At 70.1% G+C, this 16,855-nt stretch carries 13 protein-coding genes and 2 pseudogenes; 6 read left to right on the forward strand and 9 right to left on the reverse strand.

Going from position 1 to position 16,855, the window contains the following annotated elements:
- Positions 1-589 precede the first annotated feature (589 nt).
- From ACIF80_RS34180 to lysW, 7 genes are read right to left on the reverse strand one after another with little or no spacing between them, the layout of a single operon-like run.
- Complete coding sequence (locus ACIF80_RS34180) at positions 590-1,735, reverse strand: acyl-CoA dehydrogenase family protein (protein WP_399812019.1); 1,146 nt, start codon at positions 1,733-1,735, stop codon at positions 590-592.
- Between the two features lie 9 nt (positions 1,736-1,744).
- Entirely contained in the window at positions 1,745-3,340 is a 1,596-nt protein-coding gene (locus ACIF80_RS34185) for an AMP-binding protein (RefSeq protein ID WP_399812022.1), read from the reverse strand.
- Positions 3,337-4,293, reverse strand: coding sequence for a transketolase family protein (locus tag ACIF80_RS34190; protein WP_399812025.1), 957 nt, complete (start codon positions 4,291-4,293; stop codon positions 3,337-3,339). Before ACIF80_RS34190 ends, ACIF80_RS34185 begins: the two co-directional genes overlap by 4 nt.
- On the reverse strand, positions 4,290-5,156 hold the full coding sequence (locus ACIF80_RS34195; protein ID WP_399812028.1) for a transketolase: 867 nt from the start codon (positions 5,154-5,156) through the stop codon (positions 4,290-4,292). Before ACIF80_RS34195 ends, ACIF80_RS34190 begins: the two co-directional genes overlap by 4 nt.
- Before the next feature lie 18 nt (positions 5,157-5,174).
- The gene (gene argC / locus ACIF80_RS34200) at positions 5,175-6,200 is read right to left on the reverse strand and encodes an N-acetyl-gamma-glutamyl-phosphate reductase (RefSeq protein WP_399812031.1); all 1,026 of its coding nucleotides are present in this window, start codon (positions 6,198-6,200) and stop codon (positions 5,175-5,177) included.
- A complete protein-coding gene (locus ACIF80_RS34205) occupies positions 6,197-7,060 on the reverse strand; it encodes a RimK family alpha-L-glutamate ligase (RefSeq protein ID WP_399812034.1) in 864 nt (287 codons plus the stop codon). Before ACIF80_RS34205 ends, argC begins: the two co-directional genes overlap by 4 nt.
- A gap of 19 nt (positions 7,061-7,079) precedes the next feature.
- The gene (lysW, locus tag ACIF80_RS34210; RefSeq protein WP_399812037.1) at positions 7,080-7,262 is read right to left on the reverse strand and encodes a lysine biosynthesis protein LysW; all 183 of its coding nucleotides are present in this window, start codon (positions 7,260-7,262) and stop codon (positions 7,080-7,082) included.
- Between the two features lie 403 nt (positions 7,263-7,665).
- Between lysW and ACIF80_RS34215 the strand changes: the two are divergent.
- Positions 7,666-8,070: pseudogene (locus tag ACIF80_RS34215) on the forward strand (ISAzo13 family transposase); the annotation flags it as partial.
- Positions 8,071-8,155: 85 nt separating this feature from the next.
- Here the strand turns inward: ACIF80_RS34215 and ACIF80_RS34220 are convergent.
- Together ACIF80_RS34220 and ACIF80_RS34225 are read right to left on the reverse strand one after the other, a co-directional pair.
- Positions 8,156-9,382 (reverse strand): cytochrome P450, encoded by a 1,227-nt coding sequence (locus ACIF80_RS34220; RefSeq protein WP_399812040.1) that lies wholly within the window; start codon positions 9,380-9,382, stop codon positions 8,156-8,158.
- Between the two features lie 811 nt (positions 9,383-10,193).
- Positions 10,194-11,108, reverse strand: coding sequence for a LysR family transcriptional regulator (locus ACIF80_RS34225; protein ID WP_399812043.1), 915 nt, complete (start codon positions 11,106-11,108; stop codon positions 10,194-10,196).
- 884 nt (positions 11,109-11,992) lie between these two features.
- Between ACIF80_RS34225 and ACIF80_RS34230 the strand changes: the two genes are divergently transcribed.
- The 5 genes and pseudogenes from ACIF80_RS34230 to ACIF80_RS34250 form a co-directional block, all read left to right on the forward strand.
- A complete protein-coding gene (locus ACIF80_RS34230) occupies positions 11,993-12,886 on the forward strand; it encodes a family 3 encapsulin nanocompartment shell protein (protein WP_399812046.1) in 894 nt (297 codons plus the stop codon).
- A 39-nt stretch (positions 12,887-12,925) separates the two neighbouring features.
- Positions 12,926-13,858 carry a sulfotransferase gene (locus tag ACIF80_RS34235; RefSeq protein WP_399812048.1) on the forward strand — a complete coding sequence of 311 codons (933 nt, stop codon included), beginning with the start codon at positions 12,926-12,928 and terminating at the stop codon, positions 13,856-13,858.
- Positions 13,859-13,881: 23 nt separating this feature from the next.
- Positions 13,882-14,652, forward strand: coding sequence for an SDR family NAD(P)-dependent oxidoreductase (locus ACIF80_RS34240; protein WP_399812050.1), 771 nt, complete (start codon positions 13,882-13,884; stop codon positions 14,650-14,652).
- Between the two features lie 105 nt (positions 14,653-14,757).
- On the forward strand, positions 14,758-16,614 hold the full coding sequence (locus ACIF80_RS34245) for a M20/M25/M40 family metallo-hydrolase (RefSeq protein WP_399812053.1): 1,857 nt from the start codon (positions 14,758-14,760) through the stop codon (positions 16,612-16,614).
- Positions 16,615-16,757: 143 nt separating this feature from the next.
- A pseudogene (locus ACIF80_RS34250) lies at positions 16,758-16,847 on the forward strand (phosphoadenylyl-sulfate reductase); the annotation flags it as partial.
- Between the last annotated feature and the right edge of the window lie 8 nt (positions 16,848-16,855).

Here is a 16,855-nt window from a genome sequence, read left to right on the forward strand (position 1 = left end):
CGGTGAGCGGCTCTGCCCGCCGCACGACTTCCCGCCCTGAGAAACGGACTACGGCCACTTCGCCACACGGCAACGGGACGGCCGCGTTCGCTCAGCCCACCGGCGTGCTGCGGAGCCGTCCGTATGCGGCTGGATTCCCGGAGCATCAAGGCCTCCACCGGCGTCTCCGCCTTCCGGGCAGGGCATGGAGGCAGGGAGGCCGGCAGAAGACCGCGGCCCGCGAGCACAGCGTCGTCATCGCCGGCCTCCCGCTCGCCATGCCGGTCACCATGGTCGGCGGCCAGGACTCCGTTGCTGACACACCCTGTTCGACCAGGTGCCCGCCCACGACAGGCACGGCATGGGGCGACGGCAGTCACCACCGGCACCGCGCCGAGCACGCACGACGCTGGACATCGACCTGGAGACCGTCCAACGCCCGCCCGACCAGCGGGAAATCACGTCGCTGCCCCGCCGGGGGCGTGGAGCGTACGCTCGGCAGGCGGGTGTTCCGCCGCCACCCGCCTGCGCCTACGAGACCCGGCCCGCCCGCTTCGAAGCCGTGATCCACCCGGCCACGGCCGACCTGCCATCCGGAAGGAACGACCTCTCAGGGGGCGTTCTCCCGACCGAGCAGGCGGCGGGCGACGGTGAGTTTGGTGGCCGCTGCCGTCCCGTCCGCCAACTGGAGGCCGATGACGTCCCTGAGCCTCTGCGCCACGGGCCCCTCCTCGCTCCAGCCAAGGTGCCCCAGCGTCAGCAGGGCCTGGTGCGTGGCTTCCACCGCCGCCTTGGGGGCCCACCACTTGGCCATGTTGGCGGAGATGCGCGGGTCCTGGCCGGCGTCCGCCAGGCACAGTGCCTCGTACGAGACCAGCCGTGCCGCGTGGAGCAGCGTCGCATGCTCCACCAGCGGGAAGGCGACCGACTGGAACCGCCCGATCGGTCGGCCGAACGCCTCTCGCCGACCGGCGTGCGCGATCGCCTCGTCGAGCGCCGCCCTCCCCACCGCGATCGCCATCAGAGCGATCAGTGCCCGGGAGATCCCGAAGCCCCGCATGACCTCCACGAATCCGGCCCCCATCGCCCCGACCACGTCGTCGGCCGCGACGGTCAGGCCGTCGAAGACGATCCTGCCGCGCCCGCCGGACCTGCAGCCGAGATCCGACAGGGTCTCCCTGCTCACCCGCTCGTCGTCCAGGCAGACGTAGAACGCCGTGATGCCGCGTGCGCCGGGCTCTCCGGTGCGTGCGAAGACCAGAGCGTGAGTGGCGTAGGCGGCGGTCATGATCGACGTCTTCTCGCCGGCCAGCACCCACCGGTCGCCGCGGCGTTCGGCACGCAGCCCGATGTTCGCGGCGTCCGTACCGTGGTCCGGCTCGGTGAGCGCGAGCGCGAGCACGGACTCGCCCCGGGCGATCGGCGGCAGCCAGCGGGCCAGTTGTTTCGGTGTGCCGTTCGCCTCCAGCACACCGCCGACGAGGGCGGCATTGAGGACGGGGAAGCACACCGACAGGTCCGTCGCGGCCAGCTCCTCCAGGACGATCCCGGTGCTCACGGTGTCGAGTCCACGGCCTCCGTGGTCCTCGGGAATCCGCAGCGCGAAAAGTCCCTCCGCGGCCAGGTCGGAGAGCAGGCCGGGACGGTAGGAGCCCCGGACGTCGCTGCCATGCCGGTGCGGTGCGATCTTCTCGGCCGCGAAGGCGCTCGTCCTCTTGGCGAGTTCGTTCTGATCGGCGTTGAATGCGAAGTCCATCGTCCCGTCCTAGGCCTTGAGTCGTTCGCGCAGGGCGAATTTCTGTATCTTTCCGGAGGGCGTCCGCGGCAGCTCGCTCATGATCTCCAGCCGTTCCGGCCAGTACTGCTTGGCCATGCCCAGGCCGTCGAGGTGGGCTCGGATGTCGTCGAGGGTCGGCGGCGTACCCGACACCACGAGGGCCGCGCAGGCGCGCTCGCCCAGACGCTGGTCCGGAAAACCGACGACCGCGACGTCCTTGACGGCCTCGTGCCGCAGCAGTGCCGCTTCCACCTCCGTGACGGGCACGTTCTCCGCGCCGCGCATGATGACGTCCTTCACCCTGCCCGCGATCCGGATGCCGCCCCAGCCGTCGTCCCGTGCCAGATCTCCCGTGTCGAACCAGCCGTCCTCGGTGAGGCAGGCCGCGTAGGTCTCGGGGCGGCGGAAGTAGCCCAGGCACTGGCTCGCGCCGCGGACCTCCAGCAGTCCTGCATCGCCCGGCTTCACCGGCCGGCGACGCTCACGGTCGACGATCCGGGTCTCCATGCCGGGCACCACCGTGCCGTCGCTCTCGGCCGCCCGCATGGGCGGCTGTTCGGGACGGGTGATGGTGACACAGCCGTTCTCCGTCATGCCCCACAGGGCGTACACCCGGCAGCCGAGGACTTCGCGGGCCCTTTCCACCAGCACCGGTGCGATCGGCGCGCTGCCGGTGGCGAAGCTCCTCAGTGCCCTCAGGTCCCGCGGCCCGGCCCGCTGAGCGTCGATGAGGTCGGAGAGGAACGTGGGAGCGCCCATGAAGAAGGTGACTCGCTGTTCCTGGAGGATGTCCAGCATGCGGTCGGGGTTCCACTCGTCGACGTGGACGGCAGTCGCACCGAGCATCAGCGGCATCACGAAGTTCCAGGTGTAGCCGGCCTGGTGCGTGGTCGGCGATCCCATCGCCGTGACGTCCGCGTCCGACAGGTCCAGCACCTGCGCCTGCACCCTGTTCATCGCGTACAGAGTGTTGTGGCTGTGCATCACCCCCTTCGGCTCTCCCGTCGTCCCGGAGGTGAACATCACCTGCGCGATGTCGTCCGGACCGGCCTCGATGGTGTCGAGATCGGCACCGCCCGGTTCCTGCCCGAGGAGGTCCCGGTCGAAGTCGAGTGCGTCGGTGTCGTCGCCGCCGAGCAGCACGCGGTGGCGCAGGGTCGGCACCGCGGCGGCGACCTCCCTGCTCATCTCGGCGTAGGAGAAACCGCGGAACTCGGCCGCGGCGATGTACACCGGGCTGCCGGTGAGTCGGGTCATGAACTCGACCTCGCGCCGTCTCATGATCGGCACCACCGGGCCGGCCGCGGCCCCGATCCGCGCGCACGCCAGACAGAGGGCCACCAGCTGCCAGGAGTTCGGTAGTTGGAGGGTCACCACGTCACCGCGCTGCACTCCGAGGCGCAGCAGACCCATCGCGAGCCGGTCGACGAGCCGGGACAGCTCGGCGTACGTCACCGTCTCCCCTCCGTCCGCCCGGTGGCAGACGAGCGCCGCCTTGTCCGGAGTGCGGGCGACCGCGCGCCGCAGATCGTCGAGGATGGTTTCGTCACGGTGCCATCCGGCGTCCCGGAAAGCTGTCGTCATGGTCTGCTCCTCCGTGTCGAGCCGAGGACGGCCGCTGCCTTCTCGGCGATGGCCTGGGGAGTGATGCCGCTTCGGCGGGCGAGGTACTGCTGGCCGCCCGCGACCGACACGAAGGCGTCCGGCATCGCCACCCGGTGCACCCTGACGGGCGCGATGTCGCACAGCGCCTCGGTGACGGCGGAGCCGAACCCGCCGGCTCCCCAGTGCTCCTCCACCGTGATGACGGCCAGGGAAGTGTTCGCGGCCTCCGCCAGCGCCTCGGTGTCCAAAGGCTTGACGGTGTGCACGTGCAGGACGGACGCCGTGACGCCGTCCTGCTCCAGCAGGTCCGCGGCCGCGAGCGCGGCGAGCACCGGCAGGGGGCCGCAGGCGGCGAGGGTGATGTCGCTGCCCCGGCGCAGCCACTGGGCCTTCCCCAGCCGTACGGGAGGGCCCGGGGGGAGATCGGGTGTGGCGTTGCGGCCCAGTCTGAGGTAGACGGGACCGGGCACCTCCAGGGCCTGGCGGAACAGGGTCTCCGTCGTGGCCGCGTCCGCTGGTACGACGACCGTCATGTTGGGCAGGGTCCGCATCACCGCCAGGTCCTCCAGCGCGTGGTGCGTGGGCCCGAGGTGGCCGGCCGACACCCCGGAGTGCGTGGCGGCGATGCGGACCGGCAGGCCGTTCAGCGCGATGTCGACCTTGACCGCCTCCAGGGCGCGCGACGCGGCGAAGGCCGCCATGGTGTTGACCAGCGGAACACGTCCCTCGCGGGCCAGCCCCGCGGCCACGCCCATGAGCGTGTGCTCGGCGATGCCCACGTTGATGTACCGGTCCGCGGCCGTCCCGAAGTCGATGCCGTTGAACAGCCCGGTGTCACTGTCCAGGCAGACCAGCCGCTCATCGTCGGGCAGCAACCGGACGGCCGTGTCGCGGTAGACCTCGCGCGAGGACGGTGTCGCGGCGGCGGTCATCGTGCCTCTCCCCGGGCAGCAGAGCGGAGGGCGGCCAGAGCGCGCCTGTGCTGCCGCTCGCCCAGCTTCGCGTAGTGACTGCGTGTCTGGCCCTCGACGTGGGGCAGGCCCCTGCCCTTGACCGTGTGCGCGAGGACGAGGGTGGGACGGCCCGGCTCCGGCGGGACGCTCAGAGCCGCGGTGAGGGCGTCGAGATCGTGGCCGTCCACCTCCCGGACGTGCCAGCCGAAGGCACTCCACCTGTCGACCAGCGGTTCCAGGCCGCAGACGGCGCTCGTCTCGCCGGTGATCTGCAGGCGGTTGCGGTCCACGACGGCCGTCAAACGGTCCAGCCGGTGGTGCGAGGCCACGGCGGCCGCCTCCCACACCGACCCCTCTTGGATTTCCCCGTCGCCCATGACCACGAAGCAACGGCGGTCGGAGCGGTCGAGCCTGGCCGCGAGCGCGTGGCCGATGCCCTGGGCCAGGCCGTGCCCGAGCGAGCCCGAGGCCATCTCCACCCCGGGGACCTCGGGGTGGGGGTGGGCCATGAAGGGACTGCCGGGCTTCCCGTACTCGGAGAGCCGCTCCCTGGGGAAGAAGCCGGCCTCGCACAGGGTCGCGTAGAGGGCGATACCCCCATGCCCCTTGCTCAGCAGCAGGACGTCCCGGTCGGGCGCGCCGGGGAACTCCGGGTGAACGCGCAAGACCCGGAAGTACAGACTGGTGAGGATCTCGACGAGGGACATGGACCCCCCGAGGTGCCCGCCCTCGGGGGTGGCGCACATGTTCACGATGTGCTCCCTGATCCGGCTCGTCACCCGGACCAGTTCGGTGTCGTCACTTGGCAGAATCCCACTGCGCAGGGCGGAAGGGATGCTCATGCCTGTTCCTTTCTCCGGTCAGTTCGGGTGCAGGCCGGTGAACTCGAGGCCCCGGTCCTCCGGCATGTCGAACCGGACGTTCATGCACTGCACGGCATTGCCGGCACCGCCCTTGACGAGGTTGTCCAGGGCTGCGATGACTGTCACGTGCGTCGCGCCGTCCTCCATGGCGAAACCGACGTCGCAGAAGTTGGAACCCGACACGATCTTCGCGTCCGGGAAGCGGTGCAGACCGCGGCGGTGGGCGACCACCCTGACGAACGGCTCGCCGGCGAACCGCGACCGGTACGCGGACCGGATGTCCAGCTCGCCGACGCCTTCCGCCAGGCGGGCCCTGCCCAGCAGCTGAACGCCCCTCACGGCCTCCACACCGGTCGCCGTCATGGTGACGCCGAGTCCGGTCGCCTGCGCTATCTCCGCCTCGTGCCGGTGCTTGGTGGGGGCGAAGACCCTGAGCGCACCGCTGCGTTCGGCATGCGAGTTCTCCGGGCCGACCCTGGCGCCCGAACCGCTGGACCCGGTCCTGGCGTCCACCGTCACGCTCTCCTCGATCAGCCCCGCCTCCGCCAGCGGGACGAGGGAGAGCAGCCCCGCCGTCGCCATGCAGCCCGGCACGCTGATCCGGTCGGCCGCCCGCAGCCGGTCCCGGTGGAACTCCGGCAGTCCCGGCACGAAGGTGTCCAGGAGCTCGGTGGCCTCGTGCGCCACCCCGTAGTAGTACTCGTAGGCGCCCGGGTCGCGGAGCCGGAAGTCGCCCGAGAGGTCGATGACTGTTGTGGCCATGCCGAGGAACTCCGGCATCCGGCGCATCGTTTGCCGGTGCGGTGTGGCCAGGAAGAGCACGTCGTAGTAGTCGAGTTGGTCCTCGCCGCAGAAACGCAGCCCGGCCCGCCCCCGCAGGTTCGGGTGGACGCCGTCCACCGGACGGCCGCGCAGACTGCGTGAGGTGGCGGCGGCCACCTCTGCCTCCGGGTGGCCGATGAGCAGCCTCAGCAGTTCTCCGCCGATGTAGCCGGCTGCACCCACGATGCCCACGCGTATCACGCCGCTGTCACCGCGATCAGATGTGCCGCGACGGCGTCCGCCACGTCGATCGCCGCGCCATGGGCCTCCTGCAGGCCCCTGAACTCGACTCTGTCATTGACTTCGAGCACGGTAAGCCGTCCGTCCCTGTCTTCGATGAGGTCGACGCCCGCGATGTCCGCCCCGACCGCGGCGGCGGCCGCGACCGCCAGCCGCGTGTGACGGGGGTGGAGCGGGCAGGGCTTACTCACAGCGCCCCGCGCCACGTTGGTGCGCCACTCGTTCCCGTGTCGGTACGTCGCCCCGAGCGCTTTCCCGCCCACGACGAGCACGCGGAGGTCGCGGTCCGCCTTCCGCACCAGTTCCTGTACGTAGATCACGTGCGACTGGGGCGAGGGGAGAGCCTCGATGTGCTCGAGCACTGCCACGGCCATCTCCCGCCCGGTGACCCTGGTCACGAGGCGTCCCCAAGACCCGACGAGCGGTTTGATCACAGCTGGGTAGCCGATCTCCTCCAGGGCGTCCAGCGCCGCCTCGGAGGTCATCGCCAGCGCTGTGGTGGGCGTGGGGATCCCCCGCTCCAGCAGCGCCGTCGATGTGTGCCACTTGTCGCCGCTGACGCGGGTGGCGGCAGCGCTGTTCACGACGGTCGCCCCCGCCGCCTCCAGCGCGTCCGCGGCGTAGAGGGCCCGGAAGTGCCCGACCTCGCGGTTGAGAACCAGTTCCGGCCCGGGCCTGGTGACACCGGCCCTGGTGAACAGTGTCCGCGGATCCACGTACTCGTAGCCGGCACCGCGCCGTTCGAGCGCGGCCATGATGCGCTTCTCCTCGTAGCGCACTCGTGAAGCGAGCACGACGAGGGAACGTCTGTCCGAACCCATCTCAGCAGCCTCCTGCCCGCTATTCCCCCCAGTCCTCCTCGACTTCCGGGGCGAGGTTCAGCACCTTTGGCTCCAGCGAGGTGATCTCCAATTCGCTCCGGCAGTCGATGCATTCCACGATCTCGTTGAGCCTGGCGTCCTCGGCAATCGCCACCTGCGCCGCACACTCAGGGCACGCAGGTCCGTCCATCACCTTTTGCATGTCTCATCCCTCCTCGCATGTCGAATCCACCAGGGGAAAAGGTAGACGGCTTTTCGGTCACAACGCCAATAAAGCGCTCTAATCAGGTCGAGTGCAAATCGCTATGAAAAAGCACAACCACAGGTTTCCGGATGCTGTGATGCTTCCCGGTCCCGGAACGACAGGCACAGGATCGCGCCGATCACGAACAATGAATTACGGGATAAGAATTACCTATCTCTCCGCCCGGTGCGGCCGGCCGCCGGGCAAATAGGCTGTGCCGCGAGCAGAGCCTCCGTCCCTTCGGCACGTGGCTCGGGTTTCCACCCGGAGGAACAGGACGGGGAGCTGTCGAAATACGGCTCCTCGGTTTGAAAGTGCTGTCGGCTCGTGGGATGCGGGGCCGGCGGAGGCGTTCGGACCGCTGTTGCCGCATCCGGATGAGCTGCGGTTGGTGCGGGGGCTGCGGCCCGGGTGCGGGGGCGGGGTGGAGTTCGCACGGTGGCCGAGGCTGCGGGAGCGCCGGCGTCCACGGTGCCCGCGGGCTGCGTGAGCTGGAGCGGGGCAAGGAGCCCGATGGCCGGGTTCGGGCGGTGGGCGCGAGCGGCTGCGGGACGCCGGTCCTGGGCCGGTGCCGGCCCTGCTGGAACTGGTCGAGCCGGACCAGCGGAGAGATCCGGAGGCACTGCCCGGGTGGACGGTGGAGTCCACCCGGGCCCTGGCCGCGGAGTTGTGCCGGCAGGGGCACCGCGTCGGGCACGACATGGTGGCCACCCTGCTGCAGGTCGAGGGCTTCTTACTCGGGGGCAGCCGTACGGCGCGCCGGGCCGTTCCCTTCGCGCCGTACGGCTGCCCCCGTCGCCCTCCGCGCCGGGGGAGGCGGAGGGCCGCCGCCGCCCGGCCGGGCACGAGCGTCAGGCGGGCACGACCTCGAGACTGTCCGGCCTGCGCAGCATCGCGTTGGGTCGCCATACCACTTCCTCCACCGGCTCCGCCCCGTCCGCCAGGCGCAGGCCGGGGCATCGTTCCAGAAGAGTGCGGATCGCGATCGAGGCCTCCAGCCGTGCCAGGGGCGCGCCGATACAATGGTGCGCTCCGTGGCCGAAGGCCAGATGACTCCGCGCCTCGGCGTGCGGGCGGTGGATGCGGAACCGGTCCGGGTACGGGCACTGCTCCGGGACCCGGCTCACCGCCCCCAGACTGACCAGAACCGGGTCGCCCGCCGGAATGACAGTGCCCGCGACGGTGATCGGCTCCACTGCGAAGCGGAACGCCGTGGCCTGCACGGGCGCCCCGTGACGCAGCATCTCCTCGATCGCCCCGTCGAGAGCCGACCAGTCTGCGCGCAGGGCGCCGAGCTGCTCCGGATGGCGGAGCAGGGAGAGGACGCCACTGGTGATCAAGCTGGCGGTCGTCTCGTGCCCGGCCACGAACAGGAGGAAGACCATACCGAGCAGTTCGTCGTCGGAGAGACGGTCGCCGTCCTCGTCGTTCGTACGGACCAGCGCCGTCAGCAGGTCGTCGCCGTCCTCGCGGCGGCGCGCCCCGTCGATGAGCTCCGCGAAGAACCCGGTGACGGCCTGGAGCGCCTCCCCCGCGGACCGGGGGCTCCGCGGCTTCAGGATTTCCTCGGACCAGGCGTGGAAGTTCCCGCGGTCCTCCTCCGCCACCCCCATCAGCTCGCAGATGACGGTGAGAGTGAGGGGGATGGCGAAGTCGGCGACAAGGTCCGCCCGCTTCGCCGAGGCCACCGCTTCGACGAGGCCGTCGGTGATTTCCTGGATGCGCGGGCGCAGGGACTGGACCCTGCGGGCGGTGAACTCCCTGGCGATGAGCTTGCGCAGCCGGGCGTGACGGACTTCGTCGACCTGCAGCATGTTGCGACCGATGGCGAGACTACCGTCGTCCTTCCACACGGCCGAGAGAGTGACGTCGTTGCTCAGACGCCGGTCCACGAGCGCGGCGCGGGCCTCCTCAGGACCGACCACCAGCCAGCATTCGTCCTTGGTGACAGGAACCCGAACACGGTGGACCGGTCCCTTCTCACGCAGCCGTGCGTAGAGGTGGTAGGGGTCTGTTCCGGCGTCCACACCCTCCTTTTCCGCTAATTCTTCCAGATCCACGATCGCGTCAGGCTGCATTGAATCTCCTGGTTGTGGGGGGATCTTCCTCCACCTGCCCGAGGACTTGACCCGCGCTCGGACGCCGAGCACCACAACACCGTAGTGCGAAATTCGGTCCTCCCCGATAAGCACTTCTGATCGCTCTTCTCCCTGAGCTTCAGAGCCTGCCTCACATGCGTTCGTGTCGCGTCTGCAGGGGCGGCACGGCGCCGTGCGACGAGTGGGCTGTGATCACCGCTGTTGTGTCCGCACTGACCGGCGGATGCGCGTGGCGGCATCCTCCCGAGGTGTTCGGCGTCGCTCCTGCCACCACGCGCCGCCGGGTCTCCGTATGGACAGATGGACAGACCCGGCGCTGTGGGGACGTCGACAGCGGGCGGTGATGAGGGGCACTGACCGGGTGCGATCCGGCCGACCGGGCAAGGAGGGCAGCGAGCCGCACGTGCCGTCCGGGGCTCAGGGCTTACCCGTGACGCCCGGTGTGTCCAGCTCGAACGCCCACACCAGCCAGGCTCTGCTGCCGCTGGTCCCGGGCATCCCCGCGATCCGTTCGCGGCGGTGCCGGCACCGGCACCGCCGCGGGCAAGCCCCCACGCGGACAAGGCGCACCACTCCGCCGAGCACCGGAAGTGGCCGCGTAGGCGCGGCATCGTCCCCCGCATCGCTCGGCCCGGCATCGAATCCAGTGAACGCCTGGACCGGCGCCGCTGGAAGCGCCCGTCGGCACCGCTGGAAAATCGAGCGGCCGGCCTCCTGGCTCCGCCCGGCCTCACAGCGGCACCGACCTGCTACAGGAAACCGACCCGAGCCCCCCACGTGAGGCACGCTCTCATACGGCGACGGGGAGCCCGACCGCCCGTCCGGTCCCGGCCTCGACGAACGGATACCCCCGCAACGCCTGCCGGAAGAACGACTCCATGACTGCCGGAAGCCCCGACGACACCGCGCCGGCGGAAAGAGCCATGGTGACGGGCAGGGGGCCGGGCGGGGTCGGCAGTCCGGGCCTGACCGCCCGGGGCAGCCCCCACAACTCGTCGCCGTTGGCGATCAGGCACGCCATCCCGAGGCCGGCCTTCGCCGCAGCGCGCAGCCCGACGAACTCCGCTCCCTCGTAGGAGACGCGCCAGGGCACGGAGAAGGCGTCCAGCGCCTCGATGATGCGACCTCGCAGAGCGCACGGTTCGATGAAGAGGCTGAGCGGCAGTGCGGCCCTTTCCCCATGGGCCGGCTGCCCGAACCAGTCCATGTGTATATGCCCCAGTTCCCGGCTGATGGTGCCGACCCGATGAGGACGCGCTTGGAGCAGCAGCGCCAGATCGAGCTGCCCCGTGGCCACCTGGTTCTCCAGCGACTCGCTGAGCCCCGTGTGGACGCTTACCTGCACCTGGGGCATCCTCCTGACCATCAGTCGAAGGAACTCGGGCAGGACCTCCACCAGATGGTTGACGACTCCGATGGAGAGCCGCACGTTGCCGGAAGGAGGCACGAAGCGGCTGACGGCTTCATCGTTGAGGGCCACGATCCGGCGCGCGTAACCGAGGAGCTCCTCACCTTGCGGACTGAGCCGCAGATTGCGCCCCGTCGAGGTGAAGATGGGCCCCTTGATGAGACTGCTGAGCTGGCGAATCTGTTGGGACACAGCAGGTTGGGTGATGTGCAGGGCCTCCGCAGCTCTTCGGAACCCCCCAGATTCCACTACGGTGACCAAAGCTCGCAGCCTGTTGATCTGCAGGTCATGGTGCATGATCCACTCACATCCATGAAAGGTCTGCCACTCACCTGCTCCCCGCTTCGGCTTGAGTTGCGCCGGAGAGCCTCGGATGGGCCGACCCTATGACGCGAAACCGCCGGTTCCCACCGTTCTGAGCCACGACCCGGGCATGAGGAATGCACAGCGCCTCCCGTACATTCTCACATTGCCCCGGAATCCCGGACCCCGCTGTCCTGCCCGTATCCGGCCGGCCGCGGACACCCGGCGGACCCGGCACGGAGGTCTGCCGCGGCCTCCGGCCCCAAGTGGGCGAGGTGCCCCCCGTTACGCTCTCCGCGGTTCTGCGGGAGCCGCCGGCCTCCGGGCCCGGCACGACGCCGGAACGAGCTGCCTGCCTTGACAGCTTTGACGGGTTCCGGCCGGACGAGCTGTCGTACGGTCCTGGGAATCCGGTGACCCCCTGCATGGCTTGGGGGCGTCGGAGACGCCGAGGGGAGTCCGGCCACCACTCGGTCCAGCGCGACGCCGGACAGTTCGCGGGCGGCGGGTCCGCGTGACGTGGATGCGCGCGTACGACACCACCACTGGAGTCGGGACGTTCGACTCCCTTGTAAAGGCGCTGTGTTCGGCACCGAAGGTGCGGACGTGTCCGTCGGCCCGGACGTCGGCAGGAGTGCTCGTCACGGCCATGGGCCGACTCCGGCCGGGAAGAAGGTCCTCGACAAGGCGTCATCCCTTCCGGCACGTACGGTTTTCGACCCCATCAGCCGCTTCTTATCGCCGGCTTCGACATAACGGCGGGTTATGCGGGCCATAAACACCTGCATCGGACGCGCCGTCTCATTCTCACGGGAAAGCCTTACTCTCGGTCATCCGAGAGACCTTCCCATGCCCCAAGCAAAGGGTGAGGAGTCGCCATGCAGGGAGTTGCCGCCCATACCGCGGTCCAGCAGGGAATTCAGGTACCGCTCGCGGACCCGGGGCTGCGCAGACGCAGTCCCGGTGAGGAGTTCGCCTGGGCTGTACGCGGCACGGACCCCGTCGAGGACTGCGTCACACCACTCCAGGCCCACCTACCGGCGGTCTTTCCGCTCTTCGCCACCCGTCCGCGGTACGCCGTGCGGCATCTGCTGAAAACCGCATCCGTGCTCGACGGCGACGTGCCCTACGTCCACGAGCCGCCGACCGCCCGGTTCAACGCATCGGGGACGTCCTACCGGAGCACGCCCGAGGGCTCCTACGTCCCGCGACTGGAGGAGGCCGAGCTGACGGACCTGTCCGTCTCCGTGCCGCTGCCCGACGGGCTGCTCGACCGGCCCTCCCTGCTGGCGTCGTTCATCGACTACCGCGTTCTCGTCCGGCTCTCCGTCGTCGAGAACGAGACGCTGCTGCACGGCAGCCAGGACAAGAAGATCCCGGGCCTGCTCTCCCTGCCCGACAGCCGGCGGGGCCCCCTCGGCACGGACCTCGCCGAATCGCTCATGTCCGCCGCTGCGGAGGTGGAGGAGACCGGTGGGTCGTGTGACGGCATGGTCGTCCACCCGGCCGCCTACTGGCAGTTGCTCCATAACGGTGTCCTCGGCCTGCTCGGATCAGCGGGGGTCACCGTCTCCCGCACCCGGATGATCCCCAGGGACCAGGTCCTGTTGGGCGACTTCAAGGCCGCAGTCACGCTGCTCATACCGGATGTCGCCTCGATCTCCCTGCGTCGGGGGGCCGGCCCCGGAGGCTGCGACACGGTCGAGGCCACGACTCGGATCGGCCTCGCGGTGCATCTGCCGCAGCACTTCCTGCTGTTGTCACACAACTGACGGCCTCACCCGACGAGGCCAGGAAGGACATGCCCCGCGATGACAACCGGTGTTCCACGCGTTCTTTACATAACGGGCTGGATGCGCAGCGGCAGCACGCTGCTGGGCAACATCCTTCAGGAGCTGCCGGGGGTGCAGCACGTCGGCGAGCTGCACTACCTGTGGCAGAACGGAGTCCTCCGCACAGGCACCAACTCGTCCTGCGGCTGCGGGCTGAGCCTGACCGACTGCCCCTTGTGGTCCAGGGTGCTGAGGGACCTCGATGTCACCGACATGGAGGCGACCGCCCGCCGCACGGCCATGCTGCAACGCGCGCTGCTGCGGACCAGGCACACACCGGCGCGGCTGGCCGAGACCAGGGGGACGGCTTGGCCGGCCCCGGGCGTGACGGAGTTGCTGGACCGCACGGTGGAGATCTACCGGCTGCTCGGCGGACGAGGCAGCGAACGTCTGACCGTCGACAGCTCCAAGTGCCCGGCGGAGGCCGCCGCGCTGCTGGGGCGTTCCGACCTCGACGTGCGGATCCTGCACATCGTGCGGGACCCGCGGGCGACAGCACTGTCGTACCGCCGCGCCAAGGAGTACATCGACCCGATGAGCCCAGCGCGCAGCAGCGCCTACTGGACGGCCTTCAACGCCGCCTCGGCTCTGATGGAAAAGGCTGCCGTCGGCCGTTTCCTGCGGGTACGCCATGAGGACCTGTGCAGCCGCCCCCGGGAGACGGTCTCCGAGGTCATGCGCTTCGCCGGCCTCGACGACGATCCGCCCGTCGACGGATCGGGGAAGGTCGTGCTCGGCGGCAACCACACCGTCACCGGTAATCCCGACCGTCTGCAGCACGGCCCGACCCTCGTCCGTCCCGACGAGCGCTGGCGCACGCAACTGTCCGCCCGGGACATCGCCGCCGCCACCACCGCCGCGGCCCCCTTGCTCGCCCTGTACGGCTATCCACTGCTGCCCGGCCGGCCGTAACGATCGAAGGGAGGAAACGCACTGTGGATCTTGGATTGGGAGGCCGTGCCGCCCTGGTCGCAGCCTCGAGCAGTGGTCTCGGACTGGCCATCGCCCGAATCCTCGCGGCGGAAGGCGCGGACGTCTCCGTCTGCGGCAGGGACCCCGACCGGCTCGCCCGCGCCCACGCAGAGATCGATGCCTGCGGCAAGGGGCGTGTGCTCAGCACCGTGGTGGACCTCCGCGACGAGGACGCCGCCGTGGCCTGGGTGGAGCGTACGGTCGAGGAGTTCGGCGCCCTGCACATCGTGGTGACCAACTCCGGGGGCGTGCCGTTCGGCCCGGTGGGGGACTTCACCGTCCCCGAGTACCGGCAGGCGGTGAACGACAACCTGTTGCCCCATGTGTCGCTGTCCCTGGCGGCGGCCCCCCACCTCATCGAGGCCGCATGGGGCCGCATCGTCATGATCACCTCCGAGTCGGTACGGCAGCCCCACCCCGGCAGCGGGCTCTCCTCGGTGGCGCGGCTCGGCGTGCTCGGTCTCGTCAAGGGGCTGGTGCACCACTTCGGCTCCGCCGGCGTGACCGTGAACGTCCTGGCACCCGGTTTCCACCGGACCCCCATCCTGGACGAGCAGTACGGCTCCCAGGTGGAGGAGCGGCTCGCCGAAGTCGCCATGGAGATCCCGCTGGGACGCATAGGCCGGGCGGAGGACCTCGGTTCCCTCGTGTCGTTCCTCGCCAGTGAGCAGGCCTCGTTCGTCACCGGCAGCGTGCTGGTGGCAGACGGAGGCAATACCCGCGGCATCGGCTGAGCAAGGGCGCGAGCGCCACCGCGCACAGTAACCACGACGCCTGCCCGTTTGCCCGTCCACCCGTGCGGCGACTCGTGTGGACGCACACAGACAAGGAGCCCGTGCATGGCTGCACTGGGAGAGGTGGCAAGTTCCCGCGACTCCGCGCTTCACGTGATCAAGGTGGGGAGCGCGAGCCTTGCACACAGCAGGGTGTTCGACGAGATACACATGCTCAGGCAGCGGGGCGCCCGGCTGCTGGTGGTCGCGGGCGGCGCTGCCGGCGTGGTCGAGCACTACAACCGCATCGGCCGGGAGATCCGCACGCTGACCCTGCGGGGCGGCGAGGAGATCCGGTACTGCCCGCCCGACGAGATGCAGCACATCGTCGCGGCGTACGAACAGGTCACGCTCCCGCTCGTCGAGCGGGAGCTGACCGCACGCGGTATGTCGGTCTTCACCGCGGTGGCACGCACGGGCTCCCTGGTCAGGGCCAGCCCCAACGGCCCGCTGCGGGTGAGGGGGAACGGCAGGACGCGGGTGGTCCGGGACCACCGCTCGGGCACCGTCCGCGAGGTGGACCTGGATCGGCTGACGCTCCTGCTCAACGCGTTCGACGTGGTGTGCATCTCCCCACCCGTCGCCGACCTCACGGGCGGCACCGTGCTGAACGTGGACGCCGACGTCCTGGCCGCCGAGGCCGCCAAGGCACTGGACGCCGATCACCTGCGCCTGGTCACGGGCACCATGGGCCTGCTCGACGACCTGGGCGACCCCACCAGCACACTGCGCCACCTGCTGCCCGGGGAAGGACAACGCTACGCGCGCGGCCGGATGCGGCAGAAGGTGCGGGCGGCGGAGATCGCTCTCCGGGGAACCTGCGACGTCGCCATCACCGGGCCGCACACTCTGTCGACCTCCCGTGCCACGCGGTTCTGGCGGACTCCGGCTCCGACTCCCGACCTGGAGCTGCTCTCCCGCGCGGTGGAGGTCTCCTCCGTCTCCAGGGACGAGCAGGAACTGGCGGAGTTCCTGGCGGATTGGTGCTCCGAGAACGGTCTCAAAGCGGAGATCGACAGTGCGGGCAACCTGGTGGCCACCCGTGGTTCGGGACCGCGCCGACTGCTGCTGCTGGGGCACCTCGACACCGTCCCGCACCGCTGGCCGGTTCGCTGGGACGGGGACGTACTCACCGGTCGGGGCTGTGTCGACGCCAAGGCAAGCCTGGTGGCGTTCCTGCAGACCTTGCGGGACGCGGATCTCCCCGGTGATGTGCAGGTGCGTGTCGTAGGAGCGGTCCAGGAGGAGGTCACGGCGCTCGGGGCGTTCCACGTCCGCGACCACTACCCGGCCGACGCGGTCGTCATCGGGGAGCCGAGCGGTGCGGCGGCCCTGACGATCGGCTACTACGGGCTGGTGAAGGTGCGTCTGGAGATGTCCGAGCCCACCGGGCACACGGCCGGCAAGGGGGTCCGCACCGCGGGCGACCGCATGGTGGACGCCCTGCGCGCAGTGCGTGAGGAAGTCGAGCGGCTGTACCCGGAGGCTCTGACCGCGGTCCTGGGGGTGCGGGCCGTGAACCAGGGCGACGTACAGGAGGGGGAGGCCGTCGTGGACGTCCGGGTGCCCCCCGGCCACGCCCCGGACGAGCTGCTCGCCCGCCTGCGGGAGCGGGTCGCCGAACCGGTGCGGCTGGAGGTCCTGCGGGCCGTCCCCGGGGCGGCCGTCGGACGCTCGGCTCCCCTGGTGAGAGCCTTCCAGCGCGCCTTCGGCACCGTGGGCGTGAAACCGCGCTTCCTCCTCAAGAAGGGCAGTAGTGACATGAACACCCTCGCCACCACCTGGCACGGGGTGCCCATGGTCGCCTATGGCCCCGGGGACGCGAAACTCGACCACACCCCTGACGAACGCATCGACGGCGCGGAGTTCCGGCAGGCACGGACGGTGCTGGACACCGCGCTCCGGGAGTGGTGTGCGCTGTAGCCCCTTTGGCTTCGCACACCCCAGCACCGGGGTTCCCCATGAAGGTGCCGTACGCCGACGACCGCGGGCATCCGTACGCCAGCCCGTCCGAAGGCCACCTGGACCAGCTGGAGTCCGAGGCGTGGCATGTATTCCGCCGTGTTCCGTGCACCCGGCGGGTGCGGGAGGGTGAGGACGCCCGCGCCGGCCGCTGGGCGGGCCGCGGCAAGACCGAGTGCGGACTGCACGGCTGACATGACCC

This window comes from Streptomyces sp. NPDC085927, assembly GCF_044540975.1.
GTDB lineage: Bacteria > Actinomycetota > Actinomycetes > Streptomycetales > Streptomycetaceae > Streptomyces > Streptomyces hirsutus.

Coding starts and splice junctions, on each gene's coding strand:
- ACIF80_RS34180 (WP_399812019.1), bottom strand. CDS start 1,735: ATGGACTTCGCATTCAACGCCGATCAGAACGAACTCGCCAAGAGGACG.
- ACIF80_RS34185 (WP_399812022.1), bottom strand. CDS start 3,340: ATGACGACAGCTTTCCGGGACGCCGGATGGCACCGTGACGAAACCATC.
- ACIF80_RS34190 (WP_399812025.1), bottom strand. CDS start 4,293: ATGACCGCCGCCGCGACACCGTCCTCGCGCGAGGTCTACCGCGACACG.
- ACIF80_RS34195 (WP_399812028.1), bottom strand. CDS start 5,156: ATGAGCATCCCTTCCGCCCTGCGCAGTGGGATTCTGCCAAGTGACGAC.
- ACIF80_RS34205 (WP_399812034.1), bottom strand. CDS start 7,060: ATGGGTTCGGACAGACGTTCCCTCGTCGTGCTCGCTTCACGAGTGCGC.
- lysW (WP_399812037.1), bottom strand. CDS start 7,262: ATGCAAAAGGTGATGGACGGACCTGCGTGCCCTGAGTGTGCGGCGCAG.
- ACIF80_RS34220 (WP_399812040.1), bottom strand. CDS start 9,382: ATGCAGCCTGACGCGATCGTGGATCTGGAAGAATTAGCGGAAAAGGAG.
- ACIF80_RS34225 (WP_399812043.1), bottom strand. CDS start 11,108: ATGCACCATGACCTGCAGATCAACAGGCTGCGAGCTTTGGTCACCGTA.
- ACIF80_RS34230 (WP_399812046.1), top strand. CDS start 11,993: ATGCAGGGAGTTGCCGCCCATACCGCGGTCCAGCAGGGAATTCAGGTA.
- ACIF80_RS34235 (WP_399812048.1), top strand. CDS start 12,926: ATGACAACCGGTGTTCCACGCGTTCTTTACATAACGGGCTGGATGCGC.
- ACIF80_RS34245 (WP_399812053.1), top strand. CDS start 14,758: ATGGCTGCACTGGGAGAGGTGGCAAGTTCCCGCGACTCCGCGCTTCAC.